Raw genomic sequence first — 16,210 nt, 5'->3', positions numbered from 1 at the left:
GGGGATTAAGCGAGGATTAACGGAGCGCCGCGTGGTCAGCCAGCGCCCCAGTAGTAATCGCTTCAGGGCGCGCTCAGGCCCTGCAGCAACGCCGCGTTGAACCGTTCAGGGTCTTCCACTTGCGGCGAGTGGCCCAGGCCGTCGAATTCCACCAGCGTGGCACGCGGCATCAACTGGGCGACCTGCTTGCCCAGCACCTTGTAGTTGCCGATTTTCGCCTGCACTTGCGGCGACGCCAGGTCACTGTTGAGGGCCGTGGTGTCCTCGGTGCCAATCAGCAGCAGCGTCGGCACCTGCAGGTTTTTGAACTCGTAGTACACCGGCTGGGTGAAGAGCATGTCGTACAGCGCGGCGGAATTGCGCACCACCTCCGTATGGCCGGAACCATTGGTCAGCCCTACCAGCATGTCCACCCAACGGTCGAAGGCCGGTTCCCAGCGCCCGGCGTAATAATGGCGCTGTTGATAGGCGCGCACGCTTTGGTAGGTCAGTCGGCTCTCTGATTGAGCCCACTGGTCGACGGTACGGTATGGCACGCCGAGGGCTTTCCAGTCCTCCAGGCCGATGGGGTTGACCATCACCAGTTGCTCGGTTTGCTGTGGGTAGAGCAAGGCGTAGCGGGTGGCAAGCATGCCGCCGGCGGAATGGCCCAGGACCGTGGCCTTTTGAATGCCAAGCTTTTGCAGCAATTGATGGGTGTTGATCGCCAGTTGCTGGAAGCTGTACTGGTAGTGATCAGGCTTGCTGGAGGTACAAAAGCCGATCTGGTCCGGCACCACCACCCGATAACCGGCTTCGCTGAGCGGTTTGATCGAGCCTTCCCAGGTGGCGGCGCAGAAGTTCTTGCCGTGCATCAGCACAATGCTGCGGCCATTGGGCGTGCCTTTGGGGGCAACGTCCATGTACCCCATTTGCACGGTTTGGCCTTGAGACACGAATTTGAACCGTTCCACCGGGTAGGGGTATTTGAACCCCTGCAGCTCGGGACCGTAGGTGTCGTGTTTGCCGGTGGCGCATCCGGTAAGGGTGGCGGCGAGTAACAGGCCGCTGAGATAGAACATACGCTTGGCTTGCATGGTGGGCTCCGCAATGAAAATCGGATGCTGTCGGCAAGCGATTAATCGAGGATTAACCCCTTGGAACTGCCGATAGGCACAGCTCAACCGCGCGGATAAACAGAAGATTCCTACGGGGAATGCCCGCATAACCGTGCGTATGCATAGGAAATTAAGGGCCCGACCGTGCTCGCGTCTAGCTGTCAGATTTGACAGTTTCGACCAGTGGTCCCGCGCTACCGGTGCGTGAGCTGGCTCAGCGTCACGAGCGCCAGCACCGCGTATCGCGCGCCCTTGGCCACGCTGACCAGCAGCAGGAAGCGCCAGAACGGCTCACGCATGACGCCAGCCACCAGGGTCAGCGGGTCGCCGATAATCGGCAGCCAACTGAGCAACAACGACCAATGCCCCCAGCGTTGGTAGTGCGCGCGGGCCTTTTCCAGGTGCCGCGGGCTGACCGGAAACCAGCGCCGTCCCTTGAAACGCTCGACCGAGCGCCCCAGCCACCAATTCACCACCGAGCCCAATACGTTGCCGACGGTGGCAAGCGCGAGCAGCCACCACAGGTTGTAATGGCCGCTGATCAACAGGCCCACCAGCACCGCTTCCGATTGCATCGGCAACAGCGTGGCGGCCCCGAAGGCGGCGAAGAAAAGGCCCAGGTAACCGGTGAGCATGACTCAATGGGCCGGGTAGTCGGCCACCACCACGTCTTTGCCTTCACGGGTCAGGCCGATGACCTGATAGGCGTCGCTTTTGCCGCCCATCTCCATGCCCGGTGACCCCACGGGCATGCCTGGCGCCGCGATGCCGAGCAAGTCGTCGCGCTTGCGCAAGGCCAGCACCTGTTCGGCGGGGACATGGCCTTCGACGAATTTGCCGTCGATCACGGCGGTGTGGCACGAGCCCAGGCGCGGTGCCACGCCCAGGCGCTGCTTGACGGCACTCATGTCGGCTTCGACATGGTCGTTAACCTTGAACCCGTTGCTTTGCAGGTGACTTATCCACTTTTTGCAGCAGCCGCAGTTGGCGTCGCGGTGTACGTCGATAGGGATCAGCTCGGCAGCCTGGGCCAGGCTGGAGGTGAGCAGAGCTGAAAGCAGGGCCAGTCGCAATGGGTTTTTCATGCGGGTCTCGTGAGCAAGGGGACGTCGTCGGAATGGGGGGCGATCATGACGACGTCATCGCAGGCAAGCCAGCGTCTACAGGTCGAAGAAGGTGCCAGTAATGTTTCCAAATTATACGAAGGGCGCGTTTTCCAGCCGATGCTTGAGCTGGTCCAGAGCAATGTCGGACAGCTCGACCATGCGCTCATGCAAGGTAGCCAGTTGCAGCTCGGTTTCGTAGGTCAATACGCGCTTGAACAGCGTGCCACCGCGATGGGGCTGCAAGAAATAGTGAATGGCGCCGTCCACGGCCAGGGAAGTGAACACAGTCTTGAATTCAGTTGGATGGCGGGCGATTTGCACGCGATAACTCATGGGCACACGCACACCCAGCAGGTCGATGACTTCGGTAAAGCGGGTGCCGGCCGGGAGTGAGCCGGTGGTGCCGGTGTCGGCACTGAGGGAAGTGGGGTGCCACTCGTGCCAGCGGTCAGGCTGGGTCACGTAGTCGTAAACGACATCAATGGGGGCTTCGATAAACCGTTCCTGAATGATCCGCTCCAAGCGGCTCGAATGCTCGACAGCGTGCATGACACACCTCCTGTGTGGCGAGACTTTGCACTAGGAGCTGTCAGAATAGTCGCACTCCCGTGTTTTGCACGGGAGTGTTTCATGCATTTATCAGCGCACCTTGAAGCGACTCATCAACGCAATCACTCGGCCATTGGCGTCCAGCAGGCTTTGTGTATTGGTTTCAGTGGCGTGGCCACTTTCGACCAGTTCTTCGACCATATGTCGGATCTGCACCATGCTGCGGTTGATCTCCTCGGTCACCGCGCTTTGCTGCTCGGCGGCAGTGGCGATTTGAGTGCTGAGGTTGTTGATATGGCTGACCGAGCCGGCCATCTCGTCCAGGCCCGTGTTGACTCGCGCGGTTGCATCCGCGGCCGACTGGCAACTGGCCTGGGTGTTTTCCATGGCGGTCACCGACGAACTGACCCCGGTGGTCAGGCGTGCGAGCATTTCGTTGATCTGCGAGGTGCTGGCCTGGGTGCGTGCCGCCAGCGCCCGGACTTCGTCGGCCACCACCGCAAAACCACGGCCTTGCTCACCGGCCCGCGCCGCTTCAATCGCGGCGTTCAACGCCAGAAGGTTGGTCTGGCCGGCAATTGCGCCGATCACGCCAAGGGTTTCGGTGATGCGAGCAGCGTCCTGGCGCATGTTTTCCACGGTGTGGGTGGCGCTGGCCACTTCGCCGATTAACGCGCTGACGCTGGTGGACGCTTCTCCGACCACCACCCGTGAGCGGTCTGCGTGTTCGTTGGCGCGCTGGGTGAAGGAGGCGGTTTCAGCGGCGTTCTGCGCCACGGTGTCGGCAGTGGAGCTCATTTCGGTGATGGCCGTGACCGTTTGATCGGTCTCCGAGGCATGCCGCACCAGAATCCGGTTGGTTTGCGCCGAGGTCTGCTGCAATTGCTCAAGCCCCGTCGACATGGCGCCCGTGGCCAGCGTCACTTCACCGATCATGTTTTGCAGGTAGATGATGAAGCGGTTGACCGAATGGCCGATAGCGCCCATTTCATCTTCGGCACGGATGGTGATGCGGCGTGTCAGGTCAGCATCGCCGGCAGACAGCGCGTCGATATTGATGCTCAGCGATTTCATGCGCTGCACCAGTTGGCGGATGGCATAGAACGCCAGCAGCACCAGCAGCAACACCATGGGAATTTGCAACAGGGCCAGGCTGCCGAGCACATCATCACGCTGAGCGGTGATCAGCGAGGTCGGCAGGGCGGTAGCCAGGAACCACGGCGTGCCCTCGATCGGGCGCATGTAAAAGGTGCTGGCCACGCCCTGGTTGTCGAATTCGGCGCGCTGGGCCTGGTCGCGGTGGGCGAGGGCCTTGCTGACCTGAGCGGCAAACGCCGAGGTGCCAGCCAATTCGCTGATGTTTTTCAACACCACCGGGCCGCTGATGCGCGTGCTGTTGCTGATGATCTTGCCGTCGCCCTCGACGATCAGCATCTGCCCGCCGATGTCTGTCTCTTTGCTGGCCACCAGGTCATTGAAGAAACCCAGGGTCACGTCAATGGTGGCAACGCCGTAGGCGGCACCGTCGCGCTGGATGGCCATGGCGCAGTTGGTGCGTGGCTCCTGGCTGGCGTCGTCTTTGTAAGCCGCCGCCCAGGCGCACTGGCCACGCGGTGAGGCGAGACCGCCTTTGTACCAGCTCTGGTCGTAGTAATTGGGCGCCGCGTCGCTGTTCCAGAAGGTGTTGACTGCCAGCTTGCCCGACGCATCGCGGTGCCAGAACGTGCTGTGCTTGTTGCGCCCCGGCGTGCGCTGATTCGGCAATGGCCAGATGCCGCCGCCGAAGACTTTCAGCTCGCCGTACTGGTCCACCAGGCCGGGCAGGACTTTGTCGATGGCATCGCTGTCGAGCAGGGGAATGGTCTGGGTGATGCTGCGTTGCTGGGCCTGAACCTTGTTCAGTTCGCCCTGAATCTGTTCGGCTACTTCCGCGATGCGGTTGAGCACCACCTGTTCTTCAGTGTGCCGCAGCTTGGGCGCGACCAACTGGCCGATCCCCACCACCGTCAACACAAATAACACCAGGACGAACAGCACCAGAAACAGGGTGTAGCGAGTTTGGATGGAGCGCAGTGGGGGCATGAGGTCGTCCTTACGAAGCGTTTATTATCGACGCGGCTGTGTTAGAGCTTCATCGGGCTATCGGCTTGGCAAGGAGGAGCTTGAGGTACCATCGTGCAAGAAAGGTCAGGGCGCACCGTCAGTGGGTGCGCCCTGACCACAGGCTATTTATTCACCAGGCCCATTGACGCTTCGGTGTAGCGCAAACCCGCGGTAGCGCCCGCCGGAAAGATCGACGTCAGCGCTGACAATTCGGCAGGGCTCAAGCTGATATCCACGGCCGCCACGTTTTCTTCCAGGTATTTGCGCTGCTTGGTGCCCGGAATCGGGATCAGGTAATCACCCTGCGCCAGCACCCAGGCCAGCGCCAGTTGCCCGGCTGTCACGCCTTTTTGCGCAGCCAGCGCTTTCACTTGCTCCACCAGCAGCAGGTTTTTGGCAAAGTTCTCACCTTGAAAGCGCGGGCTGGAGCGGCGGTAGTCGTCGGCGGCGAAATCCTCCGGACTTTTCAGCGCGCCGGTGAGAAACCCGCGCCCCAGCGGGCTGTAAGGCACAAAGGCGATGCCCAGGCGCTGGCAGGCCGCCAGGCAACCGTTGTCTTCCTGGTCGCGGCTCCACAGCGAATATTCACTTTGCAGGGCGCTGATCGGGTGCACCTTGTGCGCGCGCTCCAGGCTGGCCGCGGAGGCTTCACTCAGGCCCAGGTAACGCACCTTGCCTTGCTTGACCAGCTCGGCCATCGCGCCGACGCTTTCTTCGATTGCCACGTCGGGGTCAACGCGGTGCTGGTAATACAGGTCCAGCGTTTCGATGCCCAGACGTTTCAAGGTGCCGTCAATGGCCTCGCGAATGTACTCGGGGCGGCCATTCACACCGCGTGCCGACGGGTTGGCCGGGTCACGCACAAAGCCGAATTTACTCGCCAGAAACACTTGGTCGCGTTTGCCGGCGATGGCTTTGCCGATCAGTGCCTCATTGGTGTGAGGGCCATACATGTCGGCGGTGTCGAGCAACGTGACGCCCAACTCCAGGGCGCGGTGCAAGGTTGCAATCGCTTCCTGGGTATCGGTGCCGGTGGTGTAGAAATCAGTCATGCCCATGCAGCCCAGGCCGATGGCGCAGACGTGAGGGCCGTTTTTGCCGAGTTGGCGAGTATGCATCGGGAGAGCTCCTTGGAAGGGAAAGGCCCCCATTGTTCTCCTCGACAACTGAGGGATAAAGCGGCTAAAACCGCTATCACTATTAGGATTTTCTAAACAATGCCATGGGAGAGCCCGGCTTTGGACCGATTTAACGCCATGCGGGTGTTTACCCGAATCGTCGAACTGGGTGGCTTTGCCAAGGCCGCCGACAGCCTGCAACTGCCACGCGCCTCGGTCACTATCCTGATCAAGCAACTGGAAGCGCACCTGGGCGTGCAGTTGCTGCAGCGCACCACTCGGCAAGTCAGCCCGACGCTGGATGGCGCCGCGTACTACCAGCGCTGCGTCAGCTTGCTGGCAGACCTTGAAGAGACCGAAGCGGTGTTCGCTACCCGAGGCAGCCCGCGTGGCACATTACGCGTCGATATGCCCTCGGGCATCGGCCGATTTCTGGTCATACCCGCGCTGCCGGAATTTTCCACTCGCTACCCGAACATCGACCTGGAAATCGGCCTCAACGACCGCCCGGTCGACCTGATTCGCGAAGGTGTGGATTGCGTGCTGCGCGGTGGCCTGGCGCTGGACGACTCGCTGGTGGCGCGTCCGCTGGCAATGATGGATCAGGTGACCTGTGCCAGCCCCGCGTACCTGCAGCGTTTCGGCGTGCCCGCCAACCTGGAAGCGCTGGCCGGCCACCAGGTGGTGGAATACTTCTCCAGCAGCAGTGGCAAGCGCTATGGCCTGGAGTTTCAAGTAGGGCAGGCGCTGCGCCTGGTGGACCTGCCCAAGCAGGTTGCCGTCAACAGTGCCGATGGTTACCTCGCCGCCTGCGAAGCGGGCTATGGCCTGGTGCAAACGCCTTATTACCACGTCATGCAGCAACTGCAGGCCGGCAGCCTGGTGGAGGTGTTGGGGGCGATCAAGCCGCCGCAATTAGCGCTGACGGCACTGTACCCGCCGCACCGCCAGCTGTCACCCCGGGTGCGGGTATTGGTCGATTGGCTGGTGGAGCTGTGCGCGCGGCCGGGCAATGGGTTGCAACGTCAGGCTTGAGCCTTGCGATAGGCGCCGGGTTGCTGCCCGGTGACCTTGTAAAACGCCCGGGTAAACGCCGCCACCGATTGATAACCCACGGCCAGCGCCACATCCGCCACGGTCTGGTCTTGCTTGAACAGTTGGCAAGCGTGGCGCATGCGCATCATCAACAGCACTTGCCCCGGCGACTGCCCGCACAACTCGTTGAAGCGCTTGAAAAACGCCGAACGCGACAGCCCGGTGCAGGCGGCCATGCTTTCCAGCGTCCAGGCATCAGCGGGGTGCGCGATCAACTGTTCCAGCAGGTTGGCGAACGCCGGTTGCCGGCCCAATGCGGCAAGGCCGCCCAATTCGGGGTTATCGATGACCTGTTGACGCAGCACGTACAGAAACAGCAGGTGGCAAAGACGTTCCAGCAAGGCCGAAGAGGGCGCCGGCGTGCGCTCGCATTCTTGCAGGATCAGTTCGAACAGGTTGCGTGCGGCGATCAGGGATGGGTCGCCGGCACGCAGGATGATCCAGGCGGGCAGGGTGTCGACGATCATGGCCGACAAGCCCGAATGAAAGTGAAAGAACCCGCAGACCAGGCCCACGCCATCGCTGGCCAGGCTGTCCAGCGGCAGCATTGGCCGGCGCGGGCACTCCTGCGCGCCGGCGGCCGTGGCCTCGCCGGACAGGCGATAAACCAAATCGCGCAACAGAAATACCGCGTCGCCATTGTTCAGCTGCAGAGGGGTGGATTCGCCATCGATATGCAGCCAGCATTGGCCCTGAACGATCAGGTGAAAGCTCGCCCTCGCCAGCCCTTGCGTGCTCGCATGCCAGTCACCGCAATAGCGGCCGACATGGAACAGACTGGTGTTGAGTTCGAGGCTGTCTAATAACCAATCGACAAGTGCACTGGACGAATTCATCTAACGGAAAGACTCAAGAGCAAGTAATCGCTACTTTAGCCTATTGAGGCGATTTTTTATAACCAACAGACTGGATACACGAATCCATCAGGAGACTACTCCATGTCCCGTGTACCGTTGCTCACCCCCGAAACCGCGCCGGAAGCCGCCAAACCCTTCCTCGAAAACGCCCTGAAGGCCTCGGGTTTCATCCCTAATCTGCTTGCCGTATTGGCCAATGCACCGGCTGCGCTGGAAACCTACATCACGGTTTCGGGCCTCAACGCCAAGGCAGAATTGAGCCTGGCCGACCGCGAAGTGGTGCAGCTGATTGCCGCCACCACCCACGGCTGTGATTTTTGCGTTGCCGGCCACACCGCCGTGGCGCGCAACAAGGCCAAGCTGCCTGAAGACGTGATCGATGCGCTGCGCCAGCGCGGCGAACTGCCCAATGCCCGCTATGAGACACTCGCCGCCTTTACGCGCGAAGTGATCGCCACGCGCGGTGATGTCAGCGATGCAGGCTTCGAGGCGTTCCGTGCTGCCGGTTATTCCGAAGGCCAGGCCCTGGAAGTTATTTTGGGCGTGAGCCTGGCAACCCTGTGCAACTTCGCTAACGTGTTTGCCCGTACACCGCTGAACCCGGAGCTGGCGCAATACCGTTGGGAAAAACCGGCAAGCTGAAGCGCGCATGCGTCGGCGATGGTCCACCTGCTGTAACAAGGAGAAACATGAATGCTTGACCCAATCTTGAGCCGTTGGCTCGATGTTCAAGCGCAGGCCCTGGATGTGGGCAGTTGCGATCCACAGGAAGTGCTGCCAAGGCTGGCAGAGTCCAATGTCTTACGTATCGGCGTGCCCAAAGCGCTGGGTGGCCTGGGCGGCGACGTCACCGCCGCGGTTGACGCCATCGCCAATGTCGCCAGCCATTCCCTGGCGGCGGCATTCGTCTGCTGGGGCCAGCGTTCCTTTATCGAATATTTGCTGCAAAGCCCCAATGAGCGACTGCGCGAGCACCTGTTGCCGGACTTGCTCAGCGGCAAGCTGGCCGGGGCGACTGGCCTGTCGAATGCGATGAAATTTTTGTCGGGCATCGAGACCCTGCAAATCAGCGCCGAGCCGACCGAAGACGGCTGGACCCTCAACGGCCGCCTGCACTGGGTGACCAATTTACGCAAGAACGGCTTTGTCGCGGCGGCCGCTATCGAGCATGCCGCGGGCGGTGCGCCGTTTATCCTGGCGATTCCCGATTCGGTTGCCGGCTTGCAACGCTCGCGCGACCTGGAACTGATGGGGTTGCAGTCGAGCAACACCGCCGCGTTGGGCCTCGAAGGCGTCGAGCTGAGCCGTGAGTGGTTGTTGCATGAAGATGCGCGCAAGTTCCTGCCGGCGGTACGCCCGGCGTTTCTGGGCTTGCAATGCGGCATGTCCATTGGCCTGGCCCGTCGTTCGCTGGCGGAGGTGGCCAACCACCTGGGGTCGAGTCGTACAGTGTTGCGCGATGAGTTGGAAGCGCTGCGGGTGACCCTGGATCACTTGGTCAACGACCTGAAAAAGGGCCTGCTCGCCGGGCGCTTTGCGGCCGAGCCAGTGCCGCTGTTCAAGCTGCGGATTGCCCTCGCCGAAACTGCCGCCAGTGCCGTGCAGCTGGAACTGCAAGCCAGCGGCGGCAAGGCCTACCTCACCGCCCACGGCAGCGGTTTTGCACGCCGTTGGCGTGAATCGGCCTTTGTGCCGATCGTGACGCCAAGCCTGGTGCAGTTGCGCACCGAGTTGCATCGCCAGGCCAATCTATGAACCAGGCGGTATTGACGGCCCAGGGCATTTGCCTTGGGTATGCCAGCGGCCCCGTGTTGCAAGGGTTTGATTTGCAGCTGCAACCGGGCGAAGTGGTATCGATCCTGGGCCCCAGCGGCGTCGGCAAATCCAGCCTGTTGCGTGTGCTTGCCGGTTTGCAGGCGCCCCAGGGCGGTAGCGTGCGCGTGCTGGGCGAGCCCTTGAATGGCCCGCATCCACGCGTTGCAGTGGCATTCCAGGACCCCAGCCTGCTGCCCTGGCTGAGCCTGGAAAACAACGTCGCATTTGGCCTGGATTTCGCCCGCCAGCCGCACTTGAGCACCGAGGAGCGGCGCCGTCGCGTTGATCACGCCATTGCTGCGGTCGGGCTGGAACATGCCCGCCAACAGTTTCCGGCGCAATTGTCCGGCGGCATGGCCCAGCGCACCGCATTGGCCCGCTGCCTGGCACGCCAGCCACAGGTGCTGTTGCTGGATGAGCCGTTCGGCGCGTTGGATGAAGTGACCCGCGCCGATATGCAACACCTGCTGCTCAAGGTCAACCGCGAGCAAGGTTCGGCGGCGGTGCTGATCACCCACGACATCGATGAGGCGCTGTTGCTGTCCGACCGCATCCTGCTACTGGGCAACCGCCCGGCGCGGACTTTGGGTGAGTGGCACATTGACCTGCCACAGCCGCGTGAAGAGCAGGTCGAGGCCATCGGCGCGCTGCGTATCGACATTCTGAAAACCTTACGGCAGGCGAGCCGCCCTCAACCCAACCCCCTTGAACTGCTGGAGCCCAACCATGTGTCTGGATGACCTCACTCACTCGCGCCGTGACTTTCTCAAACTTTCGGCGGTGCTCAGTGCCGCCGGTGCCATGCCGCTGCTGAGCAGTTTGCAGGCGCGCGCCGCCAGCGAACCGGACGCGCCGGTGCGCATCGGTTATTTGCCGATCACCGACGCCACGCCGCTGCTGGTCGCACACAACAACGGCCTGTTCGAAGCCGAAGGCATCAAGGCCGAGCGCCCGGTGCTGCTGCGCAGTTGGGCCCAGGTGATCGAGGCGTTCATTTCGGGACAGGTCAACGTGATTCACCTGTTGTCGCCGATGACGGTGTGGGCGCGCTATGGCAGCAAGGTGCCTGCCAAGGTTGTGGCCTGGAACCACGTCGGCGGTTCCGGCCTGACGGTGTCGCCGGGCATCACCGACGTCAAGCAACTGGGCGGCAAGTCGGTGGCGATTCCGTTCTGGTACTCGATCCACAACGTAGTCGTGCAGCAGTTGTTCCGTGATAACGGCCTGACCCCCGTGGCGCGTGCTGCCGGCAGTGCGATTGCCGCCAACGAGGTCAACCTCATCGTGTTGCCGCCTTCCGACATGCCGCCGGCCCTGGCCAGCAAGCGCATCGACGGCTATATCGTCGCCGAGCCGTTCAACGCCCTGGCAGAAAACCTCAAGGTCGGCCGGGTGCAGCGCTTTACCGGCGATGTGTGGCGCAACCATGCGTGCTGCGTGGTGTTCATGCACGAGCATGACCTGACCAATCGCCCCGAATGGTCGCAAAAGGTCGTGAATGCGATCGTCAAGGCCCAGGTCTGGACGCGCGACAACCGTGAAGAGGCGGTGAAGCTGCTGTCCAAAGACGGCCCGAACCGCTACACGCCACACGCCGAGCCGGTCTTGAGCAAAGTCCTCGCGCCCGCTGCCGCCGACCGTGCTGCCTACCTGGCCGACGGGGCGATCCAGCATGCCAATTGGGATGAACACCGCATCGACTTCCAGCCTTACCCATTCCCCAGCTACACCGAGGAACTGGTGCGGCGCTTGAAGGACACGCTGATTGAAGGCGACAAGAAATTCCTCGCCAACCTCGATCCGGCGTTCGTTGCCAAAGACTTGGTCGACGACCGTTTTGTGCGTAACGCCATCGAGTCGGTGGGCGGCATGAAGACCTTCGGTTTGCCGGATGGGTACGAACGGCACGAGGAGATTGGCGCTTGAATAAAGGCAGAATCCCGGGCTGGTTGCTGGGGCTGAGTGGCTTGGCAGGCTTGCTGTCTTTGTGGTGGCTGGGCGTCAAGGTATTCGGCGACGCCGACGGCTTGTCGGCGCGCTTTTCAGTGGCGGCGACCTTCAGCAGCTTGTGGGAACTGCTCGGGCGCAGCGAGCTGTACCTGCACATCGCGGTCAGCCTGAAACGCATTTTCGTCGGGCTGTTTCTGGCGTTGTGGGTAGGCGTACCACTGGGCCTGCTGGTGGGCAGTTCGCGCAACCTGGAGGCGGCCACCACGCCGGCTTTCCAGTTTCTGCGGATGATTTCGCCGCTGTCGTGGATGCCGATCGTGGTGATGTTGATGGGCGTAGGCGACCAGCCGATCTATTTCCTGCTGGCCTTTGCGGCTGTGTGGCCGATCATGCTCAACACCGCTGCCGGCGTGCGTCAGCTGGACCCGCGTTGGCTGCAGTTGAGTAAGAGTTTGAGCGCTACACGCTGGGAAACCTTGCGGCGGGTGATCATCCCCGGCGTGGTGGGGCATGTGCTGACCGGCGTGCGCCTGGCCATCGGTATCTTGTGGATCGTGCTGGTGCCGTGCGAAATGCTTGGGGTCAGTGCGGGGCTGGGCTACTACATCCTCGACACTCGGGACCGTCTGGCCTATTCGGAACTGATGGCCATGGTGCTGCTGATCGGGCTGTTGGGGTTTGCCCTGGATGCGTTTGCGCGTTGGTTGCATCAGCGCTGGGTGCATGCTGGCTGAGCGCCCCGGTTTCCGGCCTGGAAAGCGGGGCGCAGGCGCGATCAGCGGTGCTCGTAGCCTGGGCCGCCGTCGTAGCGATGATCGTGCCAGCCGCCACCGCCGCCGTGTGGGAAAAAGAAGCAGCCGCTCATGCTCAGCATGATCAGCAATGGAATCAGCAGTGTGATTCGACGTAACATTTGAAAATCCTCTAGGGTGCTCACAAGGTCAATCAGGCGTGGGACAAGCCAAACTTTTTCATCGCCTGTAACATACGACCCTGCCGACCCTCATCCATCCCCGTCACTGGGTATGTGCTTGGCATGTTCGGCGATACAAAGTGGATACATTTATCAGGTTCAGGAACCCCGTCATGACCCAAAAGCAACGTTTGAAATATTCGATTCTGATTTCCCTTGTGGTGCTGGGGACGATGTTCGGCCTGTCCTACCTGCAGAACACTGGGGTCATCAGCGAAAAAACGTTCCAGTACATCGCCATTGCCGTGGCGGTGACCGTGGTAGTGATCAACGGCATCATGCGCCGCAAGGTCAAGCCCAACTTCTGATCGCGTCAGTCAGGCGCGACCATCGAGCACTTTGGCAGCCTCTTCATGGAGGCTGTAGCTTTTATCGGCATTGAGGGTGATCACGCCCTCGCTGCACAGGCGCTTGAGCACCTCACGCACGCTGAGAAACGACAACGGAATGCCCAGCTCCAGCAAATGGCTGTGCACGCCGCGCACCCCGAGGGTGCGCTGGTTGTCGGCAGCGGTGAGGAGGGCGTCGATGACCTTCAGCCGAATCAGGCTGGTGCGCAAACCGAAGCACTTGAGCAAATGGCGTATACGCTGGTTGCCTTGCTGTTCGGGCGCTTTGCCGAACGCGTGTGCGCCGCCGCTGCCGTAATTGGCGTCGGCGGCCGGTGAATGTCCGTCCGTGGGCAGTTGCGAGTTGTACATGCAAAAAACTCCTTATCAGAGCCTGATCAGGAAAATGATGGCGCTCTTACCTAATAAGACGAACGAGCGACAGAAATCATGAAGTGCTGGATGTAGAAATTTTGTCGGTATCGACTTTGTCACAGCGCGCACGCCTTAAATAAACGCGTCCGGCGGCTAAATTATTCCCGGTTCATTGCGTCCTTACGGTGGGGTAGTTGCCCCTTGTGAGGGTGTTCAATTTGACTGTGGAGCTTGCGTGATTATTTCCAACCGGTTGTCCAGGGTGTGCGTGGCGGGGCTGTTGCTGGGGGCGAGTCTTGCCGCGTCGGCGCGCGAGCAAGTGACGCAGGCGTCGGCGGACATTCGCCGCACCACGTTTGGGGTGCCGCACATTCGCGCCAACGACGAACGCGGCCTGGGCTATGGCATCGGCTACGCCTATGCCCAGGACAACCTGTGCCTGCTGGCCAACGAAGTGGTCACGGTGAGCGGCGAGCGCGCCAAGTATTTCGGCCCCGAACAGGCGACCCTGGAGGAGCGCAACAACCTTGTCAGCGATGTGTTTTTCACCTGGCTGAATACACCCCAAGCGGTGAGCGCTTTTTGGAACGCCCAGACGCCACAGATACAGCAGCGGATTGAAGGCTACGTCGCCGGCTACAACCGCTACCTGAAAGAGCAGGGCGCGCCGGCACAATGCCAGGCGGCGTGGGTTCGACCGCTTGTGGCGCAAGACGTGATCAAGCTGACGCGCAGGCTGCTGGTGGAAGGCGGTGTCGGGCAATTTGCCGACGCCCTGGCTGGCGCCACACCGCCTCAAGCCACTGCCAGTGTGAAACCCGGTTTGAAAGCCTTTGAACAGGCATCGGCCAACCAGCAGCGTTTCAGCCTCGACCGCGGCAGTAACGCCATCGCGGTAGGCCGTGATCGTTCGTTCAATGGCCGTGGCATGCTGTTGGCCAACCCGCATTTCCCGTGGGTGGGCGGCATGCGTTTTTATGAGATGCACCTGACCATCCCTGGCCAACTGGACGTGATGGGCGCCGCGCTGCCAGGCTTGCCGCTGATCAACATCGGCTTCAACCAGCATGTGGCCTGGACCCACACGGTCGACACGTCCAAGCATTTCACCCTCTACCGCCTGACCCTTGATCCCAAGGATTCGACGCGCTACCTGCTCGACGGTCAATCCATTCCCCTGGAGAAAACCTCCGTCACCGTGCAGGTCAAGCAGGCCGATGGCAGCCTGAGGCCGCAGGCGCACACGGTTTACAGCTCGCATTTTGGCCCGGTGGTGCAATGGCCCGGCAAGCTGGATTGGGACAGCCACTACGCCTTCAGCCTGCGCGACGCCAACCTGGGCAACGACCGCGTCCTGCAGCAGTGGGACGCCATGAACCGCGCTACCAGCCTCAAGGCGCTGCAAACCTCGGTGCACACCCTGCAAGGCATCCCGTGGGTCAACACCCTGGCCGCCGATGACCAAGGCCAGAGCCTGTACATGAACCTGTCAGTGGTGCCCAACGTCAGCGCGGCCAAACTTGCGCAATGCAGTGACCCGCGCGCCGGCCTGCAACTGATCGTGCTCGACGGATCCCACAGCGCCTGTGCCTGGGACATCGACCCGCGTGCCGCCCAACCCGGCATCTTCGCTGCCGCCGACCTGCCGCAACTGGAACGCACCGACTACGTGCAACACGCCAATGATTCAGCGTGGATGGCCAACCCCAAGGCGCCGTTGACCGGGTTTTCGCCGGTGATCAGCCAGGATCATATCGGCCTGGGACCACGCGCCCGATTCGCCCTGCAGCGCCTGCAATCTCTGGCCAAACAACCGATCAAGGTGACGGACCTGCAAAACATGGTCATGGACAACGAGGTCTACCTCGCCAGCCAAGTCATGCCCGACCTGCTCGCGTTCTGCGCCAACCGCCTCGGCGCGGATGCGGCAACATTGCAGCCACTGTGCACCAGCCTTAAACACTGGGACCAACACGCCAACCTCGACAGCGGCGTCGGCCTGGTGCACTTCATCAATCTGTTCGAACACTTGCAGGCACTCCCCGACGCCTGGCGCGTCGCCTTCGACCCGGCGCACCCCCTGACCACTCCGCGTGGGCTGGCCATCGAGCGCGAACCCGTGGCCAACGCCCTGCGCGAAGCCATGCTGGCCTCGACGGCGGCGGTGAGCCAGCTTGGGTTGACCCGCTGGGGCGACATCCAGGTCTCCGGCCAAACCCCGATGCACGGCGGCCCGCAGCAGCTGGGCATCTACAACGCGATGCAAACCGTGCCACGTGCCGATGGCAAACGCGAAGTCGTCAGCGGCACCAGCTATTTGCAAATCATCACCTTCGACGACAACGGCCCGCAGGCCATGGGCGTATTGGCATTCTCCGAATCCAGCAACCCAGCCTCTGGGTATTCGAAGGACCAGACCCGCGCTTTCTCCGAGAAAAAACTACGCCCGCTGCCCTTCACCGACGCCCAGATCCAGGCTGACCCGCAGTATCAGCAACAGCTCATCAAGGAGTAGGGCAGGTGCGCAACCCCTTGATGCCAATACGAAATATTTTTGAAATCAAGGGGTTGCAGGTAAAAGCAAATGAGTACATAATGGCGCCCATCGAACGCAACGAAGCATTAAAAACTTCAATGTATTCAATGAGTTAGAGTAGAGGCAGGGTTCTATAGCCCACTCAAGTTTTTATGCGGTGAATGTTAGCGGTCAGAGCATTTATCGTTTGAGGCCGAGTAGCAAAATGGTTATGCAGCGGATTGCAAATCCGCCTACGCCGGTTCGATTCCGACCTCGGCCTCCACTCTTAGAAACCCCGTAGATTAACGTCTACGGGGTTTTTTAT

17 protein-coding genes and 1 tRNA gene are annotated in these 16,210 nt (G+C 61.4%); 9 read left to right on the top strand and 9 right to left on the bottom strand.

Translation table 11 applies throughout. The annotated features are described in order from the left end of the window. Nucleotides 1–62: 62 nt before the first annotated feature. The 6 genes from AC19YS_RS26040 to AC19YS_RS26015 form a co-directional block, all read right to left on the bottom strand. Nucleotides 63–1,076 (bottom strand): alpha/beta fold hydrolase, encoded by a 1,014-nt coding sequence (locus AC19YS_RS26040; protein ID WP_500602972.1) that lies wholly within the window; start codon nt 1,074–1,076, stop codon nt 63–65. 215 nt (nt 1,077–1,291) lie between these two features. Beyond that, entirely contained in the window at nt 1,292–1,732 is a 441-nt protein-coding gene (locus AC19YS_RS26035) for a YqaA family protein (protein ID WP_500602971.1), read from the bottom strand. 3 nt (nt 1,733–1,735) lie between these two features. Then, nucleotides 1,736–2,182 carry a DUF411 domain-containing protein gene (locus AC19YS_RS26030; RefSeq protein WP_500602969.1) on the bottom strand — a complete coding sequence of 149 codons (447 nt, stop codon included), beginning with the start codon at nt 2,180–2,182 and terminating at the stop codon, nt 1,736–1,738. 111 nt (nt 2,183–2,293) lie between these two features. After that, nucleotides 2,294–2,752 (bottom strand): SRPBCC family protein, encoded by a 459-nt coding sequence (locus AC19YS_RS26025; RefSeq protein WP_119740152.1) that lies wholly within the window; start codon nt 2,750–2,752, stop codon nt 2,294–2,296. A gap of 90 nt (nt 2,753–2,842) precedes the next feature. Beyond that, entirely contained in the window at nt 2,843–4,834 is a 1,992-nt protein-coding gene (locus tag AC19YS_RS26020) for a methyl-accepting chemotaxis protein (RefSeq protein ID WP_500602968.1), read from the bottom strand. A 143-nt stretch (nt 4,835–4,977) separates the two neighbouring features. Continuing rightward, the gene (locus tag AC19YS_RS26015) at nt 4,978–5,973 is read right to left on the bottom strand and encodes an aldo/keto reductase (protein ID WP_500602967.1); all 996 of its coding nucleotides are present in this window, start codon (nt 5,971–5,973) and stop codon (nt 4,978–4,980) included. A 120-nt stretch (nt 5,974–6,093) separates the two neighbouring features. Here AC19YS_RS26015 and AC19YS_RS26010 point away from each other — a divergent pair, with 120 nt between their 5' ends. Continuing rightward, nucleotides 6,094–7,008 (top strand): LysR family transcriptional regulator, encoded by a 915-nt coding sequence (locus tag AC19YS_RS26010; protein ID WP_119740824.1) that lies wholly within the window; start codon nt 6,094–6,096, stop codon nt 7,006–7,008. On the opposite strand, the gene AC19YS_RS26005 is transcribed toward AC19YS_RS26010, so the two are convergent. Further along, nucleotides 6,999–7,904 carry an AraC family transcriptional regulator gene (locus tag AC19YS_RS26005; protein WP_500602966.1) on the bottom strand — a complete coding sequence of 302 codons (906 nt, stop codon included), beginning with the start codon at nt 7,902–7,904 and terminating at the stop codon, nt 6,999–7,001. The two genes, AC19YS_RS26010 and AC19YS_RS26005, sit on opposite strands and share 10 nt — an antisense overlap. 102 nt (nt 7,905–8,006) lie before the next feature. On the opposite strand from AC19YS_RS26005, the gene AC19YS_RS26000 reads away from it, so the two are divergent. Genes AC19YS_RS26000 through AC19YS_RS25980 form a run of 5 tightly spaced genes read left to right on the top strand, consistent with a single transcriptional unit; the run spans nt 8,007 to nt 12,424 of the window. Next, complete coding sequence (locus AC19YS_RS26000; protein ID WP_106579079.1) at nt 8,007–8,567, top strand: carboxymuconolactone decarboxylase family protein; 561 nt, start codon at nt 8,007–8,009, stop codon at nt 8,565–8,567. A 51-nt stretch (nt 8,568–8,618) separates the two neighbouring features. Next, nucleotides 8,619–9,680, top strand: coding sequence for an acyl-CoA dehydrogenase family protein (locus tag AC19YS_RS25995; protein ID WP_106579080.1), 1,062 nt, complete (start codon nt 8,619–8,621; stop codon nt 9,678–9,680). Then, on the top strand, nt 9,677–10,480 hold the full coding sequence (locus AC19YS_RS25990) for an ABC transporter ATP-binding protein (RefSeq protein ID WP_500602964.1): 804 nt from the start codon (nt 9,677–9,679) through the stop codon (nt 10,478–10,480). Before AC19YS_RS25995 ends, AC19YS_RS25990 begins: the two co-directional genes overlap by 4 nt. Further along, nucleotides 10,467–11,666 (top strand): ABC transporter substrate-binding protein, encoded by a 1,200-nt coding sequence (locus AC19YS_RS25985; protein ID WP_500602962.1) that lies wholly within the window; start codon nt 10,467–10,469, stop codon nt 11,664–11,666. The genes AC19YS_RS25990 and AC19YS_RS25985 overlap by 14 nt, the downstream gene beginning before the upstream one ends. An 11-nt stretch (nt 11,667–11,677) precedes the next feature. Next, complete coding sequence (locus AC19YS_RS25980) at nt 11,678–12,424, top strand: ABC transporter permease (RefSeq protein WP_500603026.1); 747 nt, start codon at nt 11,678–11,680, stop codon at nt 12,422–12,424. Between the two features lie 41 nt (nt 12,425–12,465). On the opposite strand, the gene AC19YS_RS25975 is transcribed toward AC19YS_RS25980, so the two are convergent. Next, nucleotides 12,466–12,603, bottom strand: coding sequence for a hypothetical protein (locus tag AC19YS_RS25975; protein ID WP_164487942.1), 138 nt, complete (start codon nt 12,601–12,603; stop codon nt 12,466–12,468). A 173-nt stretch (nt 12,604–12,776) separates the two neighbouring features. Between AC19YS_RS25975 and AC19YS_RS25970 the strand changes: the two genes are divergently transcribed. Next, nucleotides 12,777–12,971 carry a hypothetical protein gene (locus AC19YS_RS25970; RefSeq protein ID WP_053255884.1) on the top strand — a complete coding sequence of 65 codons (195 nt, stop codon included), beginning with the start codon at nt 12,777–12,779 and terminating at the stop codon, nt 12,969–12,971. A gap of 9 nt (nt 12,972–12,980) precedes the next feature. On the opposite strand, the gene AC19YS_RS25965 is transcribed toward AC19YS_RS25970, so the two are convergent. After that, nucleotides 12,981–13,364, bottom strand: a complete 384-nt coding sequence (locus AC19YS_RS25965; RefSeq protein WP_119740169.1) for a fe2+ zn2+ uptake regulation protein — start codon at nt 13,362–13,364, stop codon at nt 12,981–12,983. Between the two features lie 238 nt (nt 13,365–13,602). Between AC19YS_RS25965 and pvdQ the strand changes: the two genes are divergently transcribed. Both pvdQ and AC19YS_RS25955 read left to right on the top strand, forming a co-directional pair. Further along, complete coding sequence (gene pvdQ, locus AC19YS_RS25960; protein ID WP_500602960.1) at nt 13,603–15,882, top strand: bifunctional acylase PvdQ; 2,280 nt, start codon at nt 13,603–13,605, stop codon at nt 15,880–15,882. Between the two features lie 212 nt (nt 15,883–16,094). After that, a tRNA-Cys gene (locus tag AC19YS_RS25955) sits at nt 16,095–16,168 on the top strand. The last annotated feature ends 42 nt before the right edge of the window (nt 16,169–16,210 follow it).

It is taken from the genome of Pseudomonas sp. MF08831 (assembly GCF_059862645.1).
The sequence above is the reverse complement of the archived record's forward strand: the minus strand, read 5'-3'. Positions and strand labels throughout refer to the sequence as shown.